The organism is Sinomonas atrocyanea (genome assembly GCF_030811715.1).
GTDB lineage: Bacteria > Actinomycetota > Actinomycetes > Actinomycetales > Micrococcaceae > Sinomonas > Sinomonas atrocyanea_A.
In genome coordinates, this window is the sequence record NZ_JAUSRH010000016.1 from 22,990 (window position 1) to 47,038 (window position 24,049).

The 24,049-nt window shown below is 71.4% G+C and carries 19 protein-coding genes; 7 read left to right on the forward strand and 12 right to left on the reverse strand.

Annotated features, from left to right (window positions below):
• Nucleotides 1-22: 22 nt before the first annotated feature.
• From J2W21_RS18175 to J2W21_RS18205, 7 genes are all read right to left on the reverse strand, one after another.
• The gene (locus J2W21_RS18175) at nt 23-1,069 is read right to left on the reverse strand and encodes a gluconeogenesis factor YvcK family protein (RefSeq protein WP_307115931.1); all 1,047 of its coding nucleotides are present in this window, start codon (nt 1,067-1,069) and stop codon (nt 23-25) included.
• Nucleotides 1,066-1,989 (reverse strand): RNase adapter RapZ, encoded by a 924-nt coding sequence (gene rapZ / locus J2W21_RS18180; RefSeq protein WP_307115932.1) that lies wholly within the window; start codon nt 1,987-1,989, stop codon nt 1,066-1,068. The genes J2W21_RS18175 and rapZ overlap by 4 nt, the downstream gene beginning before the upstream one ends.
• A gap of 13 nt (nt 1,990-2,002) precedes the next feature.
• On the reverse strand, nt 2,003-3,931 hold the full coding sequence (gene uvrC, locus J2W21_RS18185; RefSeq protein WP_307115933.1) for an excinuclease ABC subunit UvrC: 1,929 nt from the start codon (nt 3,929-3,931) through the stop codon (nt 2,003-2,005).
• 67 nt (nt 3,932-3,998) lie between these two features.
• Nucleotides 3,999-4,649, reverse strand: a complete 651-nt coding sequence (locus J2W21_RS18190; protein WP_307115977.1) for a lysophospholipid acyltransferase family protein — start codon at nt 4,647-4,649, stop codon at nt 3,999-4,001.
• Between the two features lie 8 nt (nt 4,650-4,657).
• Complete coding sequence (locus tag J2W21_RS18195; RefSeq protein WP_307115934.1) at nt 4,658-5,356, reverse strand: HAD hydrolase-like protein; 699 nt, start codon at nt 5,354-5,356, stop codon at nt 4,658-4,660.
• 114 nt (nt 5,357-5,470) lie between these two features.
• Nucleotides 5,471-8,335: an excinuclease ABC subunit UvrA gene (gene uvrA / locus J2W21_RS18200; RefSeq protein WP_307115978.1), complete on the reverse strand. Its 2,865-nt coding sequence runs from the start codon at nt 8,333-8,335 to the stop codon at nt 5,471-5,473.
• A 163-nt stretch (nt 8,336-8,498) separates the two neighbouring features.
• Nucleotides 8,499-8,894: a GntR family transcriptional regulator gene (locus tag J2W21_RS18205; protein ID WP_307115935.1), complete on the reverse strand. Its 396-nt coding sequence runs from the start codon at nt 8,892-8,894 to the stop codon at nt 8,499-8,501.
• A gap of 36 nt (nt 8,895-8,930) precedes the next feature.
• On the opposite strand from J2W21_RS18205, the gene J2W21_RS18210 reads away from it, so the two are divergent.
• Both J2W21_RS18210 and J2W21_RS18215 read left to right on the forward strand, forming a co-directional pair.
• The gene (locus tag J2W21_RS18210; RefSeq protein WP_307115936.1) at nt 8,931-9,581 is read left to right on the forward strand and encodes an MBL fold metallo-hydrolase; all 651 of its coding nucleotides are present in this window, start codon (nt 8,931-8,933) and stop codon (nt 9,579-9,581) included.
• 5 nt (nt 9,582-9,586) lie between these two features.
• Nucleotides 9,587-10,495, forward strand: a complete 909-nt coding sequence (locus J2W21_RS18215; RefSeq protein ID WP_307115937.1) for an amidohydrolase family protein — start codon at nt 9,587-9,589, stop codon at nt 10,493-10,495.
• On the opposite strand, the gene J2W21_RS18220 is transcribed toward J2W21_RS18215, so the two are convergent.
• Entirely contained in the window at nt 10,492-11,298 is an 807-nt protein-coding gene (locus J2W21_RS18220; RefSeq protein WP_307115938.1) for a trans-aconitate 2-methyltransferase, read from the reverse strand. The genes J2W21_RS18215 and J2W21_RS18220 overlap by 4 nt on opposite strands.
• Before the next feature lie 34 nt (nt 11,299-11,332).
• On the opposite strand from J2W21_RS18220, the gene J2W21_RS18225 reads away from it, so the two are divergent.
• The 4 genes from J2W21_RS18225 to J2W21_RS18240 all read left to right on the forward strand — a co-directional run bounded on the left by J2W21_RS18225 (nt 11,333) and on the right by J2W21_RS18240 (nt 17,308).
• Nucleotides 11,333-13,894: a DEAD/DEAH box helicase gene (locus tag J2W21_RS18225; RefSeq protein ID WP_307115939.1), complete on the forward strand. Its 2,562-nt coding sequence runs from the start codon at nt 11,333-11,335 to the stop codon at nt 13,892-13,894.
• A 10-nt stretch (nt 13,895-13,904) separates the two neighbouring features.
• Complete coding sequence (locus tag J2W21_RS18230) at nt 13,905-14,429, forward strand: GNAT family N-acetyltransferase (RefSeq protein WP_307115940.1); 525 nt, start codon at nt 13,905-13,907, stop codon at nt 14,427-14,429.
• An 86-nt stretch (nt 14,430-14,515) separates the two neighbouring features.
• Entirely contained in the window at nt 14,516-15,790 is a 1,275-nt protein-coding gene (locus J2W21_RS18235; RefSeq protein ID WP_307115979.1) for an alpha/beta fold hydrolase, read from the forward strand.
• Nucleotides 15,791-15,835: 45 nt separating this feature from the next.
• Nucleotides 15,836-17,308: an HNH endonuclease signature motif containing protein gene (locus J2W21_RS18240; protein ID WP_307115941.1), complete on the forward strand. Its 1,473-nt coding sequence runs from the start codon at nt 15,836-15,838 to the stop codon at nt 17,306-17,308.
• A gap of 65 nt (nt 17,309-17,373) precedes the next feature.
• On the opposite strand, the gene J2W21_RS18245 is transcribed toward J2W21_RS18240, so the two are convergent.
• From J2W21_RS18245 to coaE, 3 genes are all read right to left on the reverse strand, one after another.
• A complete protein-coding gene (locus J2W21_RS18245) occupies nt 17,374-18,705 on the reverse strand; it encodes an MFS transporter (protein WP_307115942.1) in 1,332 nt (443 codons plus the stop codon).
• Nucleotides 18,698-20,806 carry an excinuclease ABC subunit UvrB gene (gene uvrB / locus J2W21_RS18250; protein WP_307115943.1) on the reverse strand — a complete coding sequence of 703 codons (2,109 nt, stop codon included), beginning with the start codon at nt 20,804-20,806 and terminating at the stop codon, nt 18,698-18,700. The genes J2W21_RS18245 and uvrB overlap by 8 nt, the downstream gene beginning before the upstream one ends.
• 92 nt (nt 20,807-20,898) lie before the next feature.
• Nucleotides 20,899-21,513 (reverse strand): dephospho-CoA kinase, encoded by a 615-nt coding sequence (gene coaE / locus J2W21_RS18255; protein ID WP_307115944.1) that lies wholly within the window; start codon nt 21,511-21,513, stop codon nt 20,899-20,901.
• 60 nt (nt 21,514-21,573) lie between these two features.
• On the opposite strand from coaE, the gene J2W21_RS18260 reads away from it, so the two are divergent.
• The gene (locus J2W21_RS18260; protein WP_307115945.1) at nt 21,574-22,251 is read left to right on the forward strand and encodes an IMPACT family protein; all 678 of its coding nucleotides are present in this window, start codon (nt 21,574-21,576) and stop codon (nt 22,249-22,251) included.
• Nucleotides 22,252-22,496: 245 nt separating this feature from the next.
• Here the strand turns inward: J2W21_RS18260 and rpsA are convergent, their stop codons facing one another.
• Entirely contained in the window at nt 22,497-23,960 is a 1,464-nt protein-coding gene (gene rpsA / locus J2W21_RS18265) for a 30S ribosomal protein S1 (RefSeq protein ID WP_307115946.1), read from the reverse strand.
• Nucleotides 23,961-24,049: the final 89 nt, after the last annotated feature.

Consider the following 24,049-nt stretch of genomic DNA (forward strand, 5'->3'; position numbering starts at 1 on the left):
GGCGTCCGCACCGGACCCACGCTCAACGGCCTGCCGCGGGGGTCCCGCCCCCGGTGAAGACCTCATGGTACGCACCGGCCAGCCGGAGCGCGTCGTGCACCGGCCGTCGGCCGGAGGACCTCACTCTATCGAAGAGGACCTGCGCTCCGAGCTCGGCGGCGACCCGTTCGAACTCCGCGCGATCCGCCACCGACGCATGGTCCGCGATCACCGCATCCACCCGGAACCCCGGTGCGACCCGCTGGATCGCGCGGAGGTGGTCGGCCGCGCTCATGCCCGTGGTCTCCTTGGTGTCGACCGCGAGGTTCATCGTCAGGCAGCGGCGGGCCGGGGTGTCGACGAGGGCCTGGCGCAGCTGCGGCAGGAGCAGGTGCGGCAGCACCGAGGTGTACCAGGAGCCGGGGCCGAGCACGACCCAGTCGGCGAGTTCGATCGCGCTGAGGGTCTCGGGGCACGCGGGGGCGTCGTCCGGCTCGAGCCGGACGTCCTCGAGGCGGCCGGCCACCGCGCACGCGGCCTGCCCGCGGATGGTCTCCACCCGCGCGGGGCCGCCGTGGGCGCCGCCGCCGGTGACCACGACGTCGCCCTCGATGGTGAGGGGAACGCGGGACATCGGCAGCACCTGGCCGCGCGCGCCGAGCAGGGCGCCGGCCCAGCGCAGGCCGTCGACGACGTCCCCCAGCAGCTCCCACAGGGTGACGATGAGCAGATTGCCCATCGCATGGTTGTCGAGGCCGCTCGTGCCGGCCGGGGAGCGGAACCGGTGCTGCATGACGTCGCGCCACGTCCTCCCCCAGTCGGTGTCGTCGCACAGCGCGGCCAGGGCCATCCGGAGGTCGCCGGGCGGGAGGACGCCGAAGTCGGCCCGGAGGCGGCCGGAGGAGCCGCCGTCGTCCGCGACGGTCACGACGGCGGTGAGCTCCGTGGTGAGCAGGCGCAGGGCGGACAGCGACGCGGCGAGGCCGTGGCCACCGCCGAGGGCGACGACGGCGGGACCCTTGGGCTTGCCGCCGTCGGTGCCCGCGCCCGGGCGGATGAGGGGCAGCGGCCCCGTGAAGAGCGTGCTCACTCGCGGCCGAGGTCCCGGTGCGCCGTGGTGACCGTGACCCGGGGCTGCTGGGCGAGCCGCTTGGAGATCTCCTCGGCGATCGCGACCGAGCGGTGCTTGCCGCCGGTGCAGCCGATCGCGATCGTGGCGTAGTGCTTGTTCTCGCGGCGGTAGCCGGCGAGGACGGGCTCGAGGGCGTTCACGTAGCGCTCCACGAACTCCTGGGCCCCGTTGGCCACGAGCACGTAGTCCCGCACGTCCGGGTCCAGGCCGGTGTGCGGGCGCAGCTGGGGCACCCAGTGCGGGTTGGGGAGGAAGCGCACATCGGCGACGAAGTTGGCGTCGGCCGGGAGGCCGTACTTGAAGCCGAAGCTCATGACGTTCAGCCGCACCGTCACGGGGCCCTTCTCGGAGAAGAGCTCCGTGATGGCCGTGGCGAGGCCGTGCACGTTGAAGTCCGAGGTGTCCAGGACGATCGTCGCGTGGTCCCTGAGCTCGCGCAGGAGGGTCCGCTCCTCCGCGATGCCGTCCGAGATGCGGCCGCCCTCCTGGAGGGGGTGGGGGCGGCGGCCCTGCTCGAACCGGCGGATGAGCACGTCGTCGCTCGCGTCGAGGAACAGCAGGCGGTACTCCGTGCCGCTCGAGGTGAGCTGGCCGAGCGCGTCGCGGATGTCGGCGAAGAGCGCCTTGCTGCGCACGTCCATGACGACCGCGAGCTTGGGGATGCGGTCCGGCGAGTGGCGGACGAGGTCGGATAGGGTGCCGAGCAGCTGCGGGGGGAGGTTCTCGACGACGTACCACCCGTGGTCCTCGAGGGCGTTCGCCGCGGTGCTGCGGCCGGCGCCGGACATCCCCGTGACGATGAGCAGCTCGGACGCGGGCGGCCTGACCGGAGTCAGGTCTGTCTCGTGGCCGGCCTCGGCGGCGCTCGTCTCGGTCATGGTGCCAGCCTAGCTAAGACTCCACGATTTCGCCGGTGGCGTAGTTGACGGCGGGGGCTGGCTGCTCCACTCCGTGGAGCCGGGCGTGGATGGCCGCCGCGAGGGACGGGCCCACCCCGTTCACGTCCGTGATCTCGGTCACCGACGCGGCCCGGAGCCGCTTGAGCGAGCCGAAGTGCGCCAGGACGGCCTTCTGACGGGCAGGGCCCAGCCCGGGGACCTCGTCGAGGAGGGACGCGGTCATCGACTTCGCGCGCCGCTGCCGGTGGAAGGTGATGGCGAAGCGGTGGGCCTCGTCGCGGATGCGCTGGAGCAGGTACAGGCCCTGTGAGGCGCGGGGCAGGATGACGGGGAAGTCGCCCTCGGGGAGCCAGACCTCCTCGAGCCGCTTGGCGAGGCCCACGACGCGGACCTCGTCTCCGATGCCGAGCTCGGCGAGGGCCCGGACCGCGGCCGTCACCTGGGGCTGGCCGCCGTCCACCACGACGAGGTTCGGCGGGTAGGCGAACTTGCCGCTGTCCCGCTCCTCGACCGGCCGCTCGCGCTCGGCGAGGTAGTTGCGGAAGCGGCGCGTCAGGACGTCATGCATCGCCGCCGTGTCGTCGCGGGCCGCCTCGCCCGTGATCGTGAACTTGCGGTACTCGCTCTTCTTCGTGAGCCCGTCCTCGACCACGACCATCGAGGCCACGACGTTGGTGCCCTGGACGTGGGAGATGTCGAAGGACTCGATGCGCAGGGGCGGCTCGGGCAGCTCGAGCGCGTCCTGGAGCTCCTGCAGGGCGAGGGAGCGGGTCGTGATGTCCCCCGCGCGGCGGCTCTTGTGCAGCCGCAGGGCCTGGACCGCGTTCTCGTGCACGGTCTTGAGCAGGGCGGCCTTGTCGCCCCGCTGCGGCACCCGCAGCTCGACCCGCGCGCCGCGCAGGCCGGTGAGCCAGATGCCGAGCTCGTCGGCATCCTCCGGCAGGACCGGGACGAGCACCTCGCGCGGGAGCCGCCCGTTCGTCTCCTCCTGGTCGCCGTAGACCTGCTGGAGCAGGTGGCCCACGAGCGCCTCGGGCGTCGTGTCCTCAACCTTCTCCACGATCCACCCGCGCTGGCCGCGGATGCGCCCGCCCCGGACGTGGAACACCTGCACGGCGGCCTCGAGCTCGTCCTCCTCGACGGCGAAGACGTCCGCGTCGGTCTCTTCGGAGAGCACCACCGCGTTGCGTTCGAAGACCTTCCGCATGGCCACGATGTCGTCCCGCAGCCGCGCGGCGTTCTCGTAGTCGAGGTCGGAGACGGCGTCCGCCATCTTGCGCTCAAGCTGGGTGATGAAGCGCTTGGCCTCGCCGCCCATGAAGGCGCAGAAGTCGTCGGCGAGGGCGCGGTGGTCCTCCTCGCTGATGCGGCCCACGCACGGGGCCGAGCACTTGTCGATGTAGCCGAGCAGGCACGGGCGCCCGCTCTGCTCGGCGCGCCGGAACACTCCGGCGCTGCACGAGCGGACCGGGAAGACGCGCAGGAGGGTGTCCATGGTCTCGCGGATGGCCCCGGCCGTGTAGGGCCCGAAGTAGCGGGTGCCCTTGCGCCGCTCGCCGCGCATGACCATGACGCGGGGGTACTTCTCCCCCATCGTGACGGCGAGGTAGGGGTAGGTCTTGTCGTCGCGGAAGGCGAGGTTGTAGCGCGGCCTGAACTCCTTGATCCAGGTGTACTCGAGCTGGAGGGCCTCGAGCTCGCTCCCGACCACGGTCCACTCGACACTCGCGGCCGTGTGGACCATCGCGTACGTCTTGGGCAGGAGCGTCGCCGGCCGCGCGAAGTAGGACGTGAGCCGCTGGCGGAGGTTCTTGGCCTTGCCGACATAGATGACCCGCCCGTGCGGGTCCCGGAAGCGGTAGACGCCAGGGTCGGTCGGGATCTCGCCGGTCCTGGGCCGGTAGCTCGCTGGATCTGCCACCGCTCCAGTCTAGGAGAGTCGGCGGGTCCTCCCGTGCGCGCGGCCCGCCGTGCGGCCCCCCGCGCGGCTAGTGCGAGGGCGGCTTGTTGTAGCCGGCCGCGCGCTCCTGCCCGCTGAGGGCGGCGATGGCGTCCATGATCCGGTCGGTCGCCTCGCGGCGCAGCGGGAGCGAGTGGTCCGGCCCGGTCTTGTCGAACCACAGCGGCTCGCCGACGCGCATCTCGAAGTGCTGCGGCCGGATCGCGTTCCTGCCCGCCGGCTGGAGGTTCTCCGTCCCGACGAGCCCGACCGGGACCACGGGCGCGCCGGTCGTGAGCGCGAGCCAGCCGACGCCGGTCCGGCCGCGGTAGAGCAGGCCGTCGCGGGAGCGTGTGCCCTCGGGGTAGATGCCGATCGCCTCGCCCTGGTCGAGGATGTCGAGCAGCGTCTTGAGCGCGGCCACGCTCGCCGCCTGCTCGCCGCGCTCCACGGGGATGGACCCCACGCCCTCGAAGAAGGCCTTCATGAGCTTGCCCTTGACGCCCTTGCCCGTGAAATACTCGGCCTTCGCGAAGAACGCGACGCCGCGGGGCATGAGCGCCTGGATGATGACGGAGTCGAGGAACGAGAGGTGGTTGGAGGCCACGATGAAGGGGCCGCTCTCGGGCACGTTCTCCAGCCCCGTCACAGTGGGACGGCAGAGGCCGCCGATGAGGCCCCGGATGCTCTGCCGGGTCATGGAGTAGATCAGCACGCGGCGGCCTCCGGTGCACGGTGGAGCACGACGTCGATCGCCCGCCCGAGCTCGTCGGCGTCGCCGACCGCGGCGGCGAGGTCGAGGGACGCGAATTCGCCCTCGGGCGCGAAGCCCCACCGGACTCCGATGCACGGCAGCCCGTTCGCGGCGGCGCCCGCGGCGTCGTGCCGCCGGTCGCCGATCATGACCGAGCGCTCTGCGCGGCCGTGATTCGTCTCGAGGGCGGCACGGACCATCCCCGCCTTCCCATCCGGAGCGGGCGGAAGCGTCTCGTCGTCGGGCGCTCCGTGGATGCTGTGGAAGTGGACGTCGAGGCCGTGGGCGCGCAGGAGGCGCTCGGCGAGGTTCTGCGGCTTCTGGGTGGCGACGGCTAGGTGCACCCCCTCGGCCCGCAGGCGGCCGAGCAACTCGGGGATGCCGGGATACGGCCTGCTCTCGGCCATCCCGTGCGAGATGTAGCGCTGCCGGTAGGTGTGGACCACCGCCGAGAGCGTCTCCTCGGGCACGTCCGCGAGCCGGTGCAGGGATTCCAGGAGCGGCGGGCCCACCATGCTGGAGAGCGTCTCGCTGTCGGGGACGGGCAGCCCGTGGGCCTGCAGGGCGAAGGCGATGCCGCCGGTGATGCTCCCCGCCGGGTCGATGAGGGTTCCGTCCAGATCGAAGATCGCAAGCGCGGGGCTGTCAGTCACCGGGACAGTCTCGCACATCGCCCGCGCCGGACCGAAACGGACACGGCCATGGCATGAACGCCGCGGCATGGAACCGAGGATCCATGCCGCGGCGCTCATGTTCGACGGGTGCGGCTAGCCCTCGCCGCCGAGAATCTCCGCGAGGAACATGCCCGTGTAGCTGCCCTCCACGCGCGAGACCTGCTCCGGGGTTCCGGTGGCCACGATCCGGCCGCCGCCCGATCCGCCGTTCGGGCCGAGGTCGATGATCCAGTCGGCGCTCTTGATGACGTCGAGGTTGTGCTCGATCGTGATCACCGTGTTGCCCTTCTCGACGAGGGACTGCAGGACGAGGAGCAGCTTGCGGATGTCCTCGAAGTGCAGGCCGGTGGTCGGCTCGTCCAAGACGTAGGCGCTGCGGCCGTTGGAGCGCTTCTGGAGCTCCGCCGCGAGCTTGACACGCTGGGCCTCGCCGCCGGACAGGGTCGTGGCCGGCTGGCCGAGCCGGACATAGCCGAGGCCCACGTCGACGAGGGTGTTGAGGTGCCGCGCGATCGGGCTGAACGCGGCGAAGAACTCGGCCGCCTCGTCGATCGGCATGTTCAGCACGTCCGCGATGGTCTTGCCCTTGTAGTGCACCTCGAGCGTCTCGCGGTTGTAGCGCGCTCCGTGGCACACCTCGCAGGGGACGTACACGTCCGGGAGGAAGTTCATCTCGATCTTGATGGTGCCGTCGCCGCTGCACGCCTCGCAGCGGCCGCCCTTGACGTTGAACGAGAAGCGGCCGGGCATGTAGCCGCGGACCTTCGCCTCGTTCGTCTCGGCGAACAGCTTGCGGATGTGGTCGAACACGCCGGTGTAGGTCGCCGGGTTGGACCGCGGGGTGCGACCGATCGGGCTCTGGTCGACGTGGATGACCTTGTCGAGGTGCTCGAGCCCCTCGATGCGCGTGTGGCGGCCCGCGACCTGCTTGGCGCCATTGAGGCGGTTCGCGAGCACCTTGTAGAGGATGTCGTTGACGAGCGTGGACTTCCCGGAGCCGCTCACGCCGGTGACGGCGGTGAGCACCCCGAGGGGGAAGGTCACGTCGACGCCCTGCAGGTTGTGCTCGCGCGCCCCCACGACCTTGAGCTGGCGCTTGCGGTCGACCTTGCGGCGCTTGGCCGGGATCTCGATGGAGCGCCGTCCGGACAGGTAGTCCCCGGTGAGCGAGGCGGTATTGGCCTTGAGGTCCTCGAGCGTGCCGGAGTGGACGACCTCTCCCCCGTGCTCGCCGGCGCCCGGGCCGATGTCGACGATCCAGTCGGCCTCGTGGATGGTGTCCTCGTCGTGCTCGACGACGATGAGCGTGTTCCCGAGGTCGCGCAGCCGGGTGAGCGTCTCGATGAGCCGGCGGTTGTCGCGCTGGTGCAGGCCGATGCTCGGCTCGTCCAGGACGTACAGGACGCCGACGAGGCCGGAGCCGATCTGGGTCGCGAGCCTGATGCGCTGCGCCTCGCCGCCGGAGAGCGTCCCGGCCGCGCGCTCGAGGTTGAGGTACTCGAGGCCCACATCGAGGAGGAACCGCAGGCGCGCGTCGATCTCCTTGAGGACCTGCGCGGCGATCTGCTCCTCGCGCCGGGTGAGGTCGAGCGTGGCGAGGAACGTCCTCGCCTCCTGGAGCGGCAGCCTGCTGACGTCCGCAATGGACCGGCCGCCCACCAGGACCGAGAGCGAGGCCGGGTTCAGCCGCGCGCCGCCGCACTCGGGGCACGGGATCTCCCGCATGTACTCCTCGTACCGGTCACGGGCGGAGTCCGACTCGGTCTCGAGGTGCTTGCGCTGGATGTAGGCCACCGCGCCCTCGAACCCCGTGCTGTACTTCCGCTCCCGGCCGAACCGGTTGCGGTACTGGACGACAACCTTGTGGTCCTTGCCGAACAGCACCGCGTCCCGGGCATACTCCGGAAGGCTGTGCCACGGGGTGGTCATCGAGAAGCCGAGCTCGTCGGCGAGGCCGGCGAGGAGCCGCGTCCAGTACTCCTGGGTCGCCGTGCCGAGCGACCAGGGGGCGATCGCGCCCTCGGAGAGGCTCAGCTGCGCGTCGGGCACCACGAGGTCGACGTCGACCTCGAGCTTCGTGCCGATGCCGGTGCACGCCGGGCACGCGCCGAACGGGTTGTTGAAGGAGAAGGAGCGCGGCTCGATCTCGTCGATCGCCAGAGGGTGCTCGTTGGGGCACGCAAGGTGCTCCGAGAACGCGCGCAGCCGCACGTCGTCGTCCTCGTCGAGGTCCACGAAGTCTGCGAGGACGCGCCCCTCGGCGAGCCCGAGCGCCGTCTCCACCGAGTCGGCGAGGCGCTGGCGGATCCCCTCCTTCACCACGAGCCGGTCGACGACGACCTCGATGGTGTGCTTGAACTGCTTGCCGAGCTTGGGCGGGTCGGAGAGCTGCACGAGCGAGCCGTCCACCCGGGCCCGGGAGTAGCCCTTGGCGGCCAGCTCCTTGAACAGGTCCACGAACTCGCCCTTGCGGCCCCGCACCACGGGGGCGAGCAGCTGGAAGCGGGTGCCCTCGGGCATCTCGAGGAGCTGGTCGACGATCTGCTGCGGGGTCTGGCGGGTCACCGGCTCGTGGCAGATGGGGCAGTGCGGGCGCCCGACGCGCGCCCAGAGGAGGCGCATGTAGTCGTAGATCTCGGTGATCGTGCCCACCGTCGAGCGGGGGTTCTTGCTCGTGGACTTCTGGTCGATCGAGACGGCCGGCGAGAGGCCCTCGATGAAGTCGACATCAGGCTTGTCCACCTGGCCGAGGAACTGGCGGGCGTAGGCCGAGAGGGACTCGACGTAGCGTCGCTGCCCCTCGGCGAAGATCGTGTCGAAGGCGAGCGAGGACTTCCCCGAGCCCGAGAGCCCGGTGAAGACGATCATCGCGTCGCGCGGCAGGTCGAGGCTGACGTTGCGGAGGTTGTGCTCGCGCGCGCCCTTGACGACGAGGCGGGACTGGTCGTGCGGCGTCAGGGTCTCCTGGAGGACGGCAGCGGCCGTGGCAGGCCCCGTCCGCTCGCCATCCAGGACGTTCTCCTGCTCGGACGTGGACTCGTTGAGTGTGGGCAGACTCTGCACCTGACTATGCTAGTGGACAGGATCGAAATTCGAAAATGTCTTCGATGTGAGCTTGGGCTCACCCGGCCTGCGGGCGGTCCCTGGTGCCGTAGGCCGCGGTGACGAGGGTGACAGCCTCCTCGAGCGAGCAGCCCCGTGCCGCCGCGGTGCGCACGAACGCCGCCGCAGCCGCCGCGAGGTCCTCGTCCCGCTGGCCCCGGGGGGCCACCGTGGTGCCGGCCCGCCCGGCTGTCTCGAGGACGCCGGCCTCCTCGAGCTCGCGGTAGGCGCGCGCCACGGTGTGCGGCGCAACCCCGAGCTCGCCCGCGAGCGCGCGCACCGACGGCAGCTTCGTGCCGACCCCCAGGCCCCCCTCCTCCACGAGCCCCAGGATGTGCCGCCGGAGCTGCTCGAAGAGCGGAACGGCCAGCTCCGCGTTGGGGCGCCACCGCCCCGGGAAATCACCCTTTGCCATTGGCCCAGCGTAGCGAAGCCGCCTAGGGTGGCGTCCATGAGCACCCTCGTGAAAGACCTCGGGCGCGTCACGGTGCGCCGGATCTCCGTGAGCGACATGGACAACAACGTCTACCTCATCACGGCCAAGGCCTCAGGAGCCCAGGTCCTCATCGACGCCGCCGACGACCTCCCGGCCATCCGCGCCCTGCTCGCCGAGGGCGCGGCCGATGCGCAGGGACCGGCGAAGCTCGCCCTGATCGCGACGACGCACCAGCACTGGGACCATGTCCGGGCGCTCGAGGGGCTCGTGGAGGAGACGGGCGCGCCGGTCGCCGCCGGCCGGCAGGACGTGTCCGGAATCCCCGCCCCGGTCGGGGTCGTCCTCGACCACGGCGACGTGGGCACCTTCGACGGGTTCGAGCTGACCGCCGTCCACCTGCGGGGGCACACGCCGGGATCGATCGCCTACGTGCTGGCCGAGCCCGGCTCGGCGCCGCTCATCTTCTCCGGCGACTCCCTCTTCCCCGGCGGCATCGGGAACACCCAGCAGGACCCCGACCGCTTCGCGCTCCTCTACGGCGACGTCGTCGAGCGCCTGTTCGGCGCGTACCCGGACGAGTCCGAGGTCCACCCCGGACACGGCAAGCCCACCACGCTCGGCGCCGAGCGGCCGCACCTGGCCGAGTGGAAGGAGCGGGGCTGGTAGCCGGCATGCCCACCAGCCCGGGGCCCGCCACCGACGCCGAGATCCCCGCCTACCTCGGGCGGCTCGGCATCCCGGCGCTCGCGGACATCCACGTCCACTTCCTGCCGCCGGCGGTCCTCGCGAAGGTCTGGGCCTACTTCGACCAGGCGGAAGAACGCTACGGATGGGCGTGGCCGATCACCTACAGGACCGGCGAGGAGGAGCGCCTGCGGATCGCCCGCGGCCTCGGGCTCGCCGCGATCCCGGCGCTCACGTATGCGCACAGGCCCGGCATGGCAGCGTGGCTCAACCACTGGTGTGCGGACTTCGCCTCGCGGGTCCCCGACGCCGTCCACTGCGGCACGATGTACCCGGAGCCCGAGGCCGGCGAGTACGTGGGCCAGGCCCTCACCGCAGGGGCACGGCTGTTCAAGGTCCACCTCCAGGTGGGCCGGTTCGGACCGGACGATCCCCTGCTCGAGCCTGCATGGGCCCAGCTCGAGGAGGCCGGGGTACCCGTAGTCATGCACGCGGGGTCCAAGCCGCTCCCCGGGGAGTTCACCGGCCCCCAGCGCGTCGAGGCCCTCCTGCGCCGCCACCCACGGCTCGCGCTCGTGATCGCGCACCTCGGCATGCCGGAATACTGGGAGTTCGCCGACCTCGCGGCCGCGTACCCGAACGTCCACCTCGACACCACCATGGCTGCGACGGACTTCACCGAGCGGTTCGCTCCCCTTCCCGACGGCTTCCCCCACCGGCTCGCGGAGCTGGCAGACCGCGTGGTCCTCGGCTCGGACTTCCCGAACATCCCGTACCCGTACGCCCACCAGCTCGACGCGCTCGCGCGGCTCGGCCTCGGGGACGAGTGGATGCGCAAGGTCCTGTGGCACAACGGGGCCCGGCTCCTCGGCCTGGAGGAACGCGCCGCGTCCTAGGCCCGCCCCGGCCTGCGCCCCACGCAGAAGATCCGGCGGAAGGGATAGACGGTCGTGAGGACCCCGTCCCGCTCGGACGAGGGGTACGCGTCGTAGAGGAGCTGGTTGTACTGCTCCTCGAACTGGGCGGCCTCGGCGGGAGAGAGCGCATCGAGCACGGGGCGCAGGCCCGTGCCGCGCACCCAGTTGAGGACGGCGTCCTCCCCGGTGAGGAGCTGGCAGTACGTCGTCTCCCAGACGTCTGCATCCCAGCCGGCGTCGAGCATGAGCTCGAGGTAGGCCCGGGGCTCGGACACCGGGTCGGTATGACGGAGCACCCCGCGGAGGCGGTGGTCCCACTGCGAGGACTCGGCGAGCTCGCGCATGAGGGTGTGGGAGGGGGCCGAGAAGTTGCCGGGCACCTGGACGGCCAGCCACGCGCCGGGCGCGAGCTGTTCGAGCCAGCGGCCCATGAGGCCCTGGTGCCCGGGCACCCACTGGAGGGCGGCGTTCGAGACGACCACGTCGACGTCGTCCTCCGGCTCCCAGTGGAGGATGTCGCCGTGCCGGAACGAGAGCCGGTCGCGCCCAGCGAACCGCGAGCGCGCGGCGTCGAGCATCTCCTCGGAGCTGTCCAGCCCCTCCACGTGGGCGCCGGGCCAGCGCTCGGCGAGGGTGGCGGTGAGCTCGCCCGGGCCGCAGCCGAGGTCGACGACGCGGCGCGGCGCCTCGGCCGCGATGCGTCCCGTGAGGTCGTAGAACGGCCTCGAGCGATGGTCCCCGAAGGCGGTGTAGAGGGCCGGGTCCCACGTGGGCGAACTCATGGGACCACGCTAATCCGGATAGTCTGGGGGCGCCATGCGACTCGACACCCTGATCCCCGCGCCGTCCTCCCGCCCCGACTCCGGACAGTCCCTGGAGGACAGGGTCTACGACGCGTTCGTCGGCTGGGCCGAGGCCCGCGGGCTCTCCCTCTACCCCGCGCAGGACGAGGCGGTGCTCGAGATCGTCTCCGGCTCGAACGTGATCCTCGCGACGCCGACCGGCTCCGGCAAGTCCCTCGTGGCCGTCGCGGCGCACTTCCACGGCCTCGCGACGGGCCAGCGCAGCTACTACACCGCCCCGATCAAGGCGCTCGTGTCGGAGAAGTTCTTCGCGCTGTGCGAGATCTTCGGCGCCGAGAACGTCGGCATGGTCACGGGCGACTCGTCGGTGAACCCCGACGCCCCGATCATCTGCTGCACCGCGGAGATCCTCGCCAACCACGCCCTGCGCCTCGGCGACGCCGCCGAGCTCGGTCCGGTGATCATGGACGAGTTCCACTTCTACTCCGACCCACAGCGAGGCTGGGCCTGGCAGGTGCCCCTCCTCGAGCTCCCCCAGGCGCAGTTCCTCCTCATGAGCGCCACGCTCGGGGATGTCAGCCGCTTCGAGCGCGAGCTCACCGAGCGCACCGGGCGGACGACGACGACCGTCGCCCACGCGGAACGGCCCATCCCGCTGCACTACTACTACGAGGAGAAGCCCGTCCACGAGACGCTCGAGGAGCTGCTCGCGACGAAGCAGGTCCCCGTCTACGTGGTGCACTTCAGCCAGCTCGAGGCGATCGAGCGGGCCCAGCAGCTCATGAGCGTGAACATGTGCACGCGCGAGGAGAAGGACCGGATCGCCGAGCTGATCGCCGGATTCCGGTTCGCGGCGGGGTTCGGCAAGACGCTCAACCGGCTGGTCCGGCACGGCATCGGGGTGCACCACGCGGGCATGCTGCCCAAGTACCGACGCCTCGTCGAGCAGCTCGCGCAGGCGGGCCTGCTCAAGGTCATCTGCGGGACGGACACCCTCGGCGTCGGGATCAACGTGCCGATCCGCACCGTCCTGCTCACCGCGCTGAGCAAGTTCGACGGCACGCGCACGCGGCACCTCAACGCCCGGGAGTTCCACCAGATCGCCGGGCGCGCGGGGCGGGCCGGCTACGACACGGCTGGGACCGTCGTCGTGCAGGCCCCCGAGCACGTCGTGGAGAACAACCGGGCCATGGAGAAGGCGCGGGCGAAGTTCGGCGACGATGCGCGCAAGCTCCGCCAGGTCGTGAAGAAGAAGCCGCCCGAGGGGTTCGTCTCGTGGGGCCGGCCGACGTTCGAGAAGCTCGTCGAGGCCGCCCCGGAGCCGCTGAGCTCAAGCTTCACCGTGACCCACGCGATGCTCCTGAATCTCATGGCGCGTCCCGGCAATCCCTTCACGGCGGCGCACCGGCTCCTCACCGAGAACCACGAGCCGCGGCCCGTCCAGCTGCGCCTCATGCGCCGGGCCCTCGGGATCCTCCGCGAGCTCATCGCCGCCGACGTGGTCGAGCGGATCCCCGACGCCGAGCTCACCGACGCCCAACGGGCGAGCGGGCACACGCTGCGCCTGACCGTGGACCTGCAGGAGAACTTCGCGCTCAACCAGCCGCTCTCCCCGTTCGCGCTCGCGGCCCTGGACCTGCTGGACCCGGACTCCCCCTCCTACGCCCTCGACGTCGTCTCCGTCATCGAGGCCACGCTCGAGAAGCCGCGGCAGATCCTCTCGGCACAGCTCAAGCGCGCCAAGACCGAGGCGGTCGCCGCGATGAAGGCCGAGGGCATGGAGTACACCGAGCGGATGAACGCGCTCGACGCCGTCACCTATCCGGAGCCCCTCAAGGAACTGCTCGAGGCCGCGTTCGAGACCTACCGCCGGCACGCTCCCTGGGTGGGCGACTTCGAGCTCGCACCGAAGTCGGTGGTCCGGGACATGTACGAGCGGGCCATGGACTTCGGCGAGTTCGTCCAGTTCTACGGCCTCGCCCGCAGCGAGGGAATCGTGCTGCGCTACCTGACCGACGCGTTCAAGGCCCTGCGCCAGACCGTCCCGCAGGATGCGCTGCGCGAGGACCTCGAGGACCTCATCGCGTGGCTCGGCGAGCTGGTCCGCCAGGTAGACTCCTCGCTCCTGGACGAGTGGGAGGAGCTCACGAGCGGCAAGGACCTGCACGCCCACGACGCCCCGCCCCCTCCCCCGCCGGCGCTCACCTCCAACGTGCGCGCCTTCCGGGTCATGGTGCGCAACGAGCTGTTCCGACGGGTCGAGCTGTTCGCCGACGAGGACTCGGACGCGCTCGCCGCGCTGGACGGGGACGAAGGATTCGGGGTCGCCGCGTGGGAGGACGCGCTCGACGCCTACTTCGAGGAGCACGAGGACATCGGCACCGGCCCGGACGCGCGCGGGCCGCAGCTGCTCGTCATCGACGAGCAGCCTGGCGTGTGGCACGTGCGGCAGATCTTCGAGGACCCCGCGGGCAACCGCGACTGGGGCTTCTCCGCCGACGTGGACCTCGCCGCGAGCGACGCCGCGGGCAGCGCCGTGATCCGTCTGACCGCGGTGGGGCGGCTCGGGGGCTAGGTTGGGAGGCATGACCGTTTCCACCACCGCACTCCTCCGGCCCGCCGAGCCCGCCGACGTCCCCGTCATCCTCGAACTCATCCACGAGCTCGCGGTCTACGAGAAGGAGCCGGACGCGGTGAAGAACACCGCGGAGGCACTCGAGGCGCAGCTGTTCGGCGAGAACCCGGCGATCTTCGCCCACGTGGTCGAGGACCGCTCCAGCGCCGGCTCGCCGGAGGTCATGGGCTTCGCCCTGTGGTTCCTGAACTACTCGACGTGGGAGGGCACCCACGGGATCTACCTCGAGGACCTCTACGTCCGCCCGGCCGCCCGCGGCCGGGGCTACGGCAAGGCGCTGCTGGCCGAGCTCGCGCGGATCGCCGTGGAGCGCGGCTACGCACGGGTCGAGTGGGCCGTGCTGAAGTGGAACGAGCCCTCCATCGGCTTCTACCGCAGCCTGGGCGCCGCGCCGATGGAGGAATGGGACACGTTCCGCCTCACCGGGTCCGCCCTCGCGGAGTTCGGGGCATCCGCGGCAGGGTCGGCGGGGTGAGCACGACGGCGGGTGGGTGCCCGAGCAGGGCCGGTGCGGCGCCGTCGTCCGCCCACCGCATCGTCGGAGCGCACGAGTTCCGCGGAATGCGCACCGTGGAGCACGTCTTCGCGGTGCCGCTCGACCACGGACGGCCCGACGGTGAACTCATCGAGGTGTTCGCGCGCGAGTACGTGGCCGCAGCGCACTCCGCCGGCGCCGTCGAGCGCCTGCCGTGGCTCGTCTTCCTCCAGGGCGGCCCCGGTGGCCGCGGCGGGCGGGTGACGAGCCTGAGCGGCTGGATGAAGGCCGCGGCCAAGGACTTCCGGATCCTCATGCTCGACCAGCGCGGCACCGGCCTCTCGACCCCCGCGGACCGCACCACCCTCCCCCGCCGCGGCGGACCGGCCGCGCAGGCCGCATACCTCGGGCACTTCAGGGCGGACTCGATCGTGCTCGACTGCGAGGTGATCCGGCGGGCGCTCGGGTCGGGGCCGTGGACCGTGTTCGGGCAGAGCTTCGGCGGGTTCTGCGCCCTCAGCTACCTCTCCTTCGCCCCGCAGGGGGTGCGGCGCGCGATCATCACCGGCGGCCTCGCACCCCTGGACGGCCCGGCGGAGCGCGTCTACCGGGCCACCTACGCGCGGGTCGCCGATCGCAATGCCGAGTACTTCGGCTGGTACCCGGATGACCGGGCACGGGTGACCGAGGTCATGGCCCACCTGGGGTCGGCCGAGGAGCGACTCCCGTCCGGCGAACGGCTCACGCCCGAGCGCTTCCAACTCGTCGGGAGCCTGCTGGGCGGCAACACGCGCGTGGACCAGCTGCACTACCTGCTCGAGGATGCCTTCACCCTCGGCACCGACGGGCAGCGCCTCTCCGACGCATTCCTGGCCCAGGTGCACTCCCTCGTGACGAGGGCTCCGAACCCGCTCTACGCCGTGCTGCACGAGGCCATCTACGCCCAGGGCGAGGCCACTGACTGGGCCGCGTGGCGCGTTCTGGACGAGCATCCCGAGTTCCGTCCCGACGCCGCCGAGCCGCTGCTGCTCGGCGAGATGGTGATGCCGTGGTACTTCGAGCAGGATCCCGCACTCGTGCCGCTGGCCGAGGCTGCGCGCCTCCTGGCCGAGCGGTCCGACTGGGGGCCGCTGTACGATCCGGCCCGGCTCGCGGCGAACGAGGTGCCGGTCGCCGCCGCCGTGTACCGCGACGACATCTTCGTGGACCGTGGCCTCTCGCTCGAGACGGCAGGGCGCGTGCGCGGGCTCGACGTCTGGGAGACCGGCGACTTCCACCACGACGGCATCTCGGACGACGGCGAGGCGATCTTCGCGCGGCTCCTGGCGATGGCAGACCCCGACCCCACTCAGGGCGGGTGACGGGCGCCGCCGAGGAATGTCGGACCCCCGTGATGGGATGAATCCATGGAGGGGTACTGCGGTTCGGCGCACGACGGCGAGTGGTCGCCGTCGCGTGACCATGTGCCGCGGTCACTGCCCCCGGAGGGGCCGGATGATGACCCGCTGTGCTGGGCGGAGGCGTGGGACCCTGCTCCCGCTGACGCGGAGGCCCTGAGCGAGCCCTCCCGGCGCGCGGCGGAGCGGGTCTTCAGGATCGACTCACTCGTGGGCGGGCTCTCGGTGTGCAGGGCCGTGGAGTCCCAGCTCCACGCCGACCGGGCGAGGAGTGTCCGGCGGATCGCAGTGCTGCTGGGAGCGGAGTCGGCGGACCCGATGGAACGGCTCGAGGCGCCCTCGCTCGCCGCCGCCGAGGTCGCCGCGGAGCTGTTCCTCCCGCCGCGTGCCGCTCGGGCGCTCGTCGCCGAGTGCCTGGCCCTCACCGAGCCCGCAGCCGCGCCTCTGCTGGCCGCGCTCGACGACGCCCGCATCGACCGGGAGCGGGCCAGGACGATCCTGAGCGCGTCAGCCTGCGTGCCCGATGCGGCGGTCGCCGAGTTCATCCACCGCGCGATCCGCCTAGCCTCAGCGGAGCCCTCGCCCGGCGAGTCGGCGGTCCGCACTGCGGTGCCGTTATCGGTGCCGGCACTGCGGCGGTCCCTGCGGCGGCTCGCCGAGGAGTACTCCGCCGACGCCTTGGCCGCGCGGTCCCGGGCAGCGCGCGAGCACCGCCGGGTCGAGGTGGACCCCTGCGACGATGGGATGTGCCTCCTCACCGCCTATCTGCCTCTCGTCGACGGCGCCATGATCGACACCAGGCTGCAGGCCGTCGCCCAAGCACAGGCCGCCGACGACCCCCGGACCACGGCCCAGAAGCGCGCGGACGCGTTCACGGGCCTGCTCCTCGCGCCGGTGTCGGGGACCATGTCCGAGCCACGCGGCGGCGTCCGCACGGAGATCGTCGTGACCATCCCGTACGGCACTGTCCTTCCAACCCCCGGTCCCGCCACACCCGGCTCCTCGGCGACGGGGCTGAAGCTCGCGGAGGCTCCTGCAGAGATCCAGGGCTACGGGCTCGTCGATGCCGAGACTGCGCGGTCGCTGGCCGCCCATGCGGCCACCTGGGTGGGCGCTGTCATCGACCCGAACGCCGGTGTCCCCTTGGCACTCGGCCGCACCCGCTACACACCGCCGCCCGCGCTGCGCCGCTACCTCGCGCTCAGAGACGCCGGCTGCACCTTCCCAGGATGCGACGCCCCGCACCCGCGCACGGAGGCAGACCACCTCCGTGAGTGGTCACACGGCGGCAGCACGGGTCGGGACAACCTCGCCCTCCTCTGCCCCGAGCACCACCGCATCAAGACGCTCGGGCACTGGAAAGCGGAGAACGACGTCCCGGCGGGCACGACGGTCTGGACCTCGTGCCTCGGCCGCACCCACGTCACACGCGGCACGCCCCCGGCGCCACCACCTCGGCCTCCGCAACCGCCCCCGTTCTGAGCTGCAGGGTCTCCCATCTCAGCCCATGCTGGGATGCGCCCTGAGAACCCGCCGGAGCCAGACCGTCAGGCGGGGTCGAGGCGTCGGCGCCCGGCCACGGACCGCGTCACGGCGAGCACGAGGACGGCGACGCTCAGCACACCGGCCGCCAGGGCGAGTCCCTCGAAGCCGATGAGCGCCATCGCGACCCCGGAGAGCGCGCCGCCGGCGGCTCCCGCGAGGCCCATGGCCGTGTCGCTCGCACCCTGCGCCTGGACCCGGTGGACGGGTCCGACGCTCTCGGCCAGGAGCGCAGAGCCGGCGATCGTCGCGGCGGACCATCCGAGCCCGAGCAGGACGAGGCCCACAGCTACGGCCGGGGGGCTCGGTGCCCCGAGCGCGGCGACGGCAACGGCGAGCAGGAGCACAACATGGCCGCCGGCAAGAACCCGACGCCGCCCGTAGCGGTCCGAGAGCCAGCCCATGAGCGGCGAGAGCGCATACATCCCGGCGATGTGCAGCGAGATCGTGAACCCGATGAGCGCGAACGAGTCGGTGCTCACGCGGCCCTCGTGGCCCATGCCGGCCATGGGCCCCACCGTGACCTGCTGGAGGTGCAGCGGGGTCATCGACATGACCGAGACCATGACGGCGTGCGCGGCGACGACGCCCAGGACGCCGAGGACGGCGTCGGGTGAGGTACGGATCGCGCGGACGCCGCCCGTGAACGCCGCACCCCAAGGGGTCCCACCCGAGCGGGCGGCCCGGTCCTGAGGAGCCTCCTGGATGCCGGCGCGGCGCCGGGCCTCGAGCAGAGGGTCGGGGCGCAGGCCGACGAGCAGGATCACGGCGGCCAGCGCCATCCCGGCGACGGAGATGACGAACGGGCCGGCCGTCTCGGGCAGGTGGAGGGCCGTGCCGAGGGCGGCCCCGGGCCGGATGAGGTTGGGGCCCGCCACCGCGCCCACGGTGATGGACCAGACGACGAGCGAGAGGTCCCGGCCGCGGTGGGCGGCGCCGGCGAGGTCGAGCGCTGCAAAGCGCGACTGGAGGTTCACGGCTGTCCCCACCCCGAGCAGCGCCCCGCCCGCCAAAAGGACCGGCAACGATGAGGTGACGGTGGAGAGCACGACCGCGAGTGAGCCCGCCATGGCGAGGGCCAGGCCCACGACGAGCGCCGTCCGGCGGCCCTTCGCGGCGGCGAGACCCGCCAGGGGCAGGGCGGCGACGGCGGCCGTGAGGGTCAGCACGGTCGTCACGGACCCTGCCCAGGCATCGGAGCCGCCGTACTGGACGGCGAGCAGGGAACCGATGGCGAGCGTCGCACCGTTCCCGAGACCGCTCAGCAGCTGCGCGGAGGCCAGCACCCCCACGGTCCTGCGCTGCAGGCGGCGCTGCCCGGCGCCGGGGTCAGGCATGCCCGGCGGCCTGCATCTGCCGCAGCTCCTTCTTGAGGTCGCCGACCTCGTCACGGAGCCTGGCAGCGAGCTCGAACTGGAGTTCTGCCGCGGCCCCATGCATCTGTTCCGTAAGCTGCTCGATGAGGCCGATCAGGTCCTCGGCCGGGGCGGCCGCGACCCCATCCTTCCGGACGGTCTCCTGGCCGGTCGCCGCGGCCTTCGCGGCGGAATACCCGCGCTTGCCCTTGCCGTAGTCGAACTGCTTGATCAGCTTCTCGGTGTCCTGATCCTCACGCGCGAGCTGGTCCGTGATGTCGGCGATCCGCTTGCGTAGCGGCTGGGGGTCGATCCCCCGCTCCTTGTTGAACGCCACCTGGATCTCGCGGCGACGATTCGTCTCGTCGATGGCCTGGGCCATGGAGTCGGTGATCCTGTCCGCGTACATGTGCACCTGGCCGGAGACATTGCGCGCCGCGCGGCCGATCGTCTGGATGAGGGACGTCGCCGAGCGCAGGAAGCCCTCCTTGTCCGCGTCGAGGATGCTCACGAGCGAGACCTCGGGGAGGTCCAGGCCCTCGCGGAGGAGGTTGATGCCGACCAGGACGTCGAACGTGCCGAGCCGCAGCTCCCGCAGCAGCTCGACGCGGCGGAGGGTGTCGACGTCCGAATGGAGGTACTGGACCTTGACCCCGTGGCCGAGCAGGTACTCGGTGAGGTCCTCGGCCATCCGCTTGGTGAGGGTCGTGACGAGCACGCGCTCGTCCCGCTCGACGCGGTCGCGGATCTCGCCGAGGAGGTCGTCGATCTGGCCCTTCGTGGGCTTGACCACCACCTCGGGGTCAACCAGGCCGGTGGGCCGGATGATCTGCTGCACCACGCCGTCGGCCTTGCCGAGCTCGTATTTCCCGGGCGTGGCCGAGAGGTAGATGGTCTGGCCGATCCGCTCGAGGAACTCGTCCCACTTCAGCGGGCGGTTGTCCATGGCGGAGGGTAGCCGGAAGCCGTGTTCGACGAGGGTGCGCTTGCGCGACATGTCCCCCTCGTACATGGCGCCGATCTGCGGGACGGTCACGTGGGACTCGTCGATGACGAGCAGGAAGTCATCCGGGAAGTAGTCCAGGAGGCAGTGCGGGGCAGTGCCGGGCCCTCGGCCGTCGATGTGCCGGGAGTAGTTCTCGATGCCGTTGCAGAACCCCATCTGCTGCATCATCTCGAGGTCATAGGTGGTGCGCATGCGCAGCCGCTGGGCCTCGACGAGCTTGTTCTGCGACTCGAGCAGCTGCAGCCGCTCGGCGAGCTCGTCCTCGATGCCGCGGATTGCCTTGGCCATCCGCTCGGGGCCGGCGACATAGTGGCTCGCGGGGAAGACGTACATCTCCGTCTCCTCCCGGATCACCTCGCCCGTGAGGGGGTGGAGGGTGTGGATCGACTCGATCTCGTCGCCGAAGAACTCGATCCGCAGGGCCTGCTCCTCGTACATGGGGATGATCTCGACCGTATCGCCGCGCACGCGGAAGGTGCCGCGGTGGAAGTCCATGTCGTTGCGCACGTACTGCATCGCGACGAACCGGCGCAGGAGCGCGTCCCGGTCCATCTCCATCCCGCGCCGCAGGGTGACCATCCCGGCGACGTACTCCTCGGGGGTGCCCAGGCCGTAGATGCACGAGACGGTCGCCACGACGACCACGTCTCGGCGCGTGAGCAGCGCGTTCGTGGCCGAGTGCCGCAGCCGCTCGACCTCCTCGTTGATCGAGGAGTCCTTCTCGATGTAGGTGTCCGACTGGGGCACGTAGGCCTCGGGCTGGTAGTAGTCGTAGTAGGAGACGAAGTACTCGACCGCGTTGTTGGGCAGGAGCTCCCGGAACTCGTTGGCGAGCTGCGCCGCGAGGGTCTTGTTCTGGACCATCACCAGGGTCGGGCGCTGGAGCTTCTCGATCACCCAGGCCGTCGTGGCGCTCTTGCCGGTGCCCGTGGCTCCGAGGAGCACCACGTCCTTCTCGCCGTTCTGGATCCGTTCGGCGATCTCGGCGATCGCGGTCGGCTGATCGCCCGCCGGCTGGTATTCGCTGACCACCTCGAAGGGCGCTACGACGCGGTTGATCTCCTGCGCAAGGCTCATGCTTCCAATCTACGCCGGGCAGCGGACAGCTCGTGTCCGCAGGGCGCCACGATCGCCACGGGCTGACACCGAATGCCCCGGCGGCCCGGCTCTCAGCCCTCCCGGGCGGCGGGCTCAAGCACCTCGTCCCAGAGCCGGTCCACCGCGGCGCGCAGCTCGGGGAGGGAGCCGGTGTTGGCGACAACGTGGTCGGCGGCGGCGAGGCGCTGCTCCCGCGTCGCCTGGGCCGACATGCGGGACCTCGCCTCGGCCTCGTCCATCCCATTGCGGGCAAGCAGCCTGGCCAGGCGCACGTCGTCGGGCGCATCGACGACCACGACGACGTCGAACGCGCCCGCCTGGCCGGTCTCCACCAGCAGCGGGATGTCCTGGACGACGACGGCGTGCGGGTCCCCGGCGACGGCGTCGCCCGCGAGCTGCGCCGCGCGCGCCCGGACGCGGGGATGGATGATCGCGTTGAGCATGTCGCGGCGGGACGGGTCGGCGAACACGATGGCGCCCAGCGCGGCACGGTCGAGCGTGCCGTCGGGGGCGAGGATTCCCTCCCCGAAGGCTTCGACGACTTCCGCGAGCCCGTCGCTGCCGGGCGCCACGGCCTCGCGCGCCAGGACGTCCGCGTCCACGATCACGGCGCCGCGCTCGGCGAGCCGCCGCGACACCTCCGACTTCCCCGCGGCGATGCCGCCCGTCAGGCCCACTCTCAGCACGGGACCAGCCTAGTGGAGCCGGGCGGCCCCCCGGACCGGACAGCTCCTAGACTGGGCACGGTGACCGAGACGCCGAGCCATGCCACGATCTACACGACCTTGGACGGGGAGCACCGCCACGAGTTGGAGGTCAAGCGCTCGCGCTTCATCACGGTGCTGCGCCGGGCGACGACCGAGGACGAGGCCCGTGCCCTCGTCGCCGGGCTTCGGCGGGAGTTCCACGATGCCCGCCACCACTGCAGCGCGTTCGTCCTCGGGCCGGACCGCACCACGCAGCGCAGCAGCGACGACGGTGAGCCCTCGGGCACCGCCGGGATCCCGATGCTGGAGGCCCTCCTGCGGCGTCAGACGCACGACGGCGTCGCCGACCTCAGCGACGTCGCTGCGGTCGTGGTGAGGTACTTCGGCGGGATCCTCCTGGGCGCCGGCGGCCTGGTGCGGGCGTACTCGGAGTCCGTCTCGGCGGCCCTGGACACCGCCCCGCTCCTGCGGCGCCGCAGACTTCGGCTCGTCGGGATCGATCTGCCCCATGCCGCGGCACCGCGGCTCGAGAACGACCTGCGCGCCGGCGGCGTGCTGGTGGTCGGCACGGACTACGGCGCAGACGGCGCGACGCTGCGGGTGGCCCTCGAGGACACCGACGCGGGAGGGATGGCGTTCGCTGCGCGACTCGCCGGACTGACCGCCGGGACGGCTGAGCCTGTGAGGCTCGGGACCTCATGGGTGGACGTCCGCTGACGGGCCGAAGAATCGGGCTGACGGAGCTGGGACTGAGGAGTCGGGCCGAAGGAGTCGGGCGAAAGAGCCGAGGTGGGGGCGGGTGCTGGGGGTGAACCCGCCCCCGCAGCCACCGTAGGGATCTGCTCGGGAGCGCCGGCAGGGGAAAAAGGCCCGGGAGACACGACGAGGGCGGGCCCTGCCTGAGCAGGACCCGCCCTTGTCAGCGGTGTCGGTACCGGCGGCCTAGGCGGCCGCGGTCACGATCAGTTGCCGGTCAGCTTCTCGCGGAGCGCGGCAAGGGCCTCGTCCGAGGCGAGGGTGCCGTGCTCGGTCGCCGGCGCCTCGGAGGAGTAGGTGGTCGGAGCGGCCTCGTGGCCACCGGACGCGGCGGCCGCGTCGTCGGCGAGGTGCTGCGCGACCTGCTTCTTGTGCGCCTCCCAGCGGGCCTGGGCGTCGGCGTACTGCTGCTCCCACGCGGCGCGCTGAGTCTCGTAGCCCTCGAGCCACTCGTTGGACTCCGGGTCGAAGCCCTCCGGGTACTTGTAGTTGCCCTCCTCGTCGTACTCGGCGGCCATGCCGTAGAGCGCCGGGTCGAACTCGGTCGAGTCCGGGTCCACGCCCTCGTTGGCCTGCTTGAGCGACAGGGAGATGCGGCGACGCTCGAGGTCGATGTCGATGACCTTGACGAAGAGCTCGTCGCCCACGGAGACAACCTGCTCGGCGAGGTCCACGTGGCGGACCGCCAGCTCCGAGATGTGCACGAGGCCCTCGATGCCGTCCTCGACGCGCACGAACGCGCCGAACGGAACGAGCTTCGTGACCTTGCCCGGGACAACCTGGCCCAGCGCATGCGTGCGGGCGAAGGTCTGCCACGGATCCTCCTGCGTCGCCTTGAGCGACAGGGAGACGCGCTCGCGGTCCAGGTCCACCTCGAGGACCTCGACCGTGACCTCCTGGCCGACCTCGACAACCTCGGACGGGTGGTCGATGTGCTTCCAGGACAGCTCCGAGACGTGGACGAGGCCGTCGACGCCGCCGAGGTCCACGAACGCACCGAAGTTGACGATCGAGGACACGACGCCCGTGCGGACCTGGCCCTTCTCGAGCTTGTTGAGGAAGGAGGAGCGGACCTCGGACTGGGTCTGCTCGAGCCACGCACGGCGGGACAGGACCACGTTGTTGCGGTTCTTGTCGAGCTCGATGATCTTCGCCTCGAGCTTCTGGCCGATGTACGGCGCCAGGTCGCGGACGCGGCGCATCTCGACCAGCGAGGCCGGGAGGAAGCCACGGAGGCCGATGTCGAGGATGAGACCACCCTTGACCACCTCGATGACGGTGCCGGTGACGACGCCGTCCTCCTCCTTGATCTTCTCGATGTCGCCCCAGGCGCGCTCGTACTGGGCGCGCTTCTTGGACAGGATCAGGCGGCCTTCCTTGTCCTCCTTGGTGAGAACGAGGGCCTCGACCTGATCACCGACGGCGACGACCTCGGACGGGTCGACGTCGTGCTTGATGGAGAGCTCGCGGGAGGGGATGACACCCTCCGTCTTGTACCCGATGTCAAGGAGGACCTCGTCGCGGTCGACCTTGACAACGGTGCCCTCGACAAGGTCGCCGTCGTTGAAGTACTTGATGGTGGCGTCGACGGCGGCGAGGAACTCCTCGGGCGTGCCGATGTCGTTGATGGCGACCTGCGGCGTGGAGGAGGTCGTGGAGGTGATGGTCATGTAGTAGGGGCTCCGATGTGGATAGTTGGTCGGTCACCCAGACACGTGCGGCCGCACGTGCTGGCTGAAGTGTTGATGGTGGTGCTGCG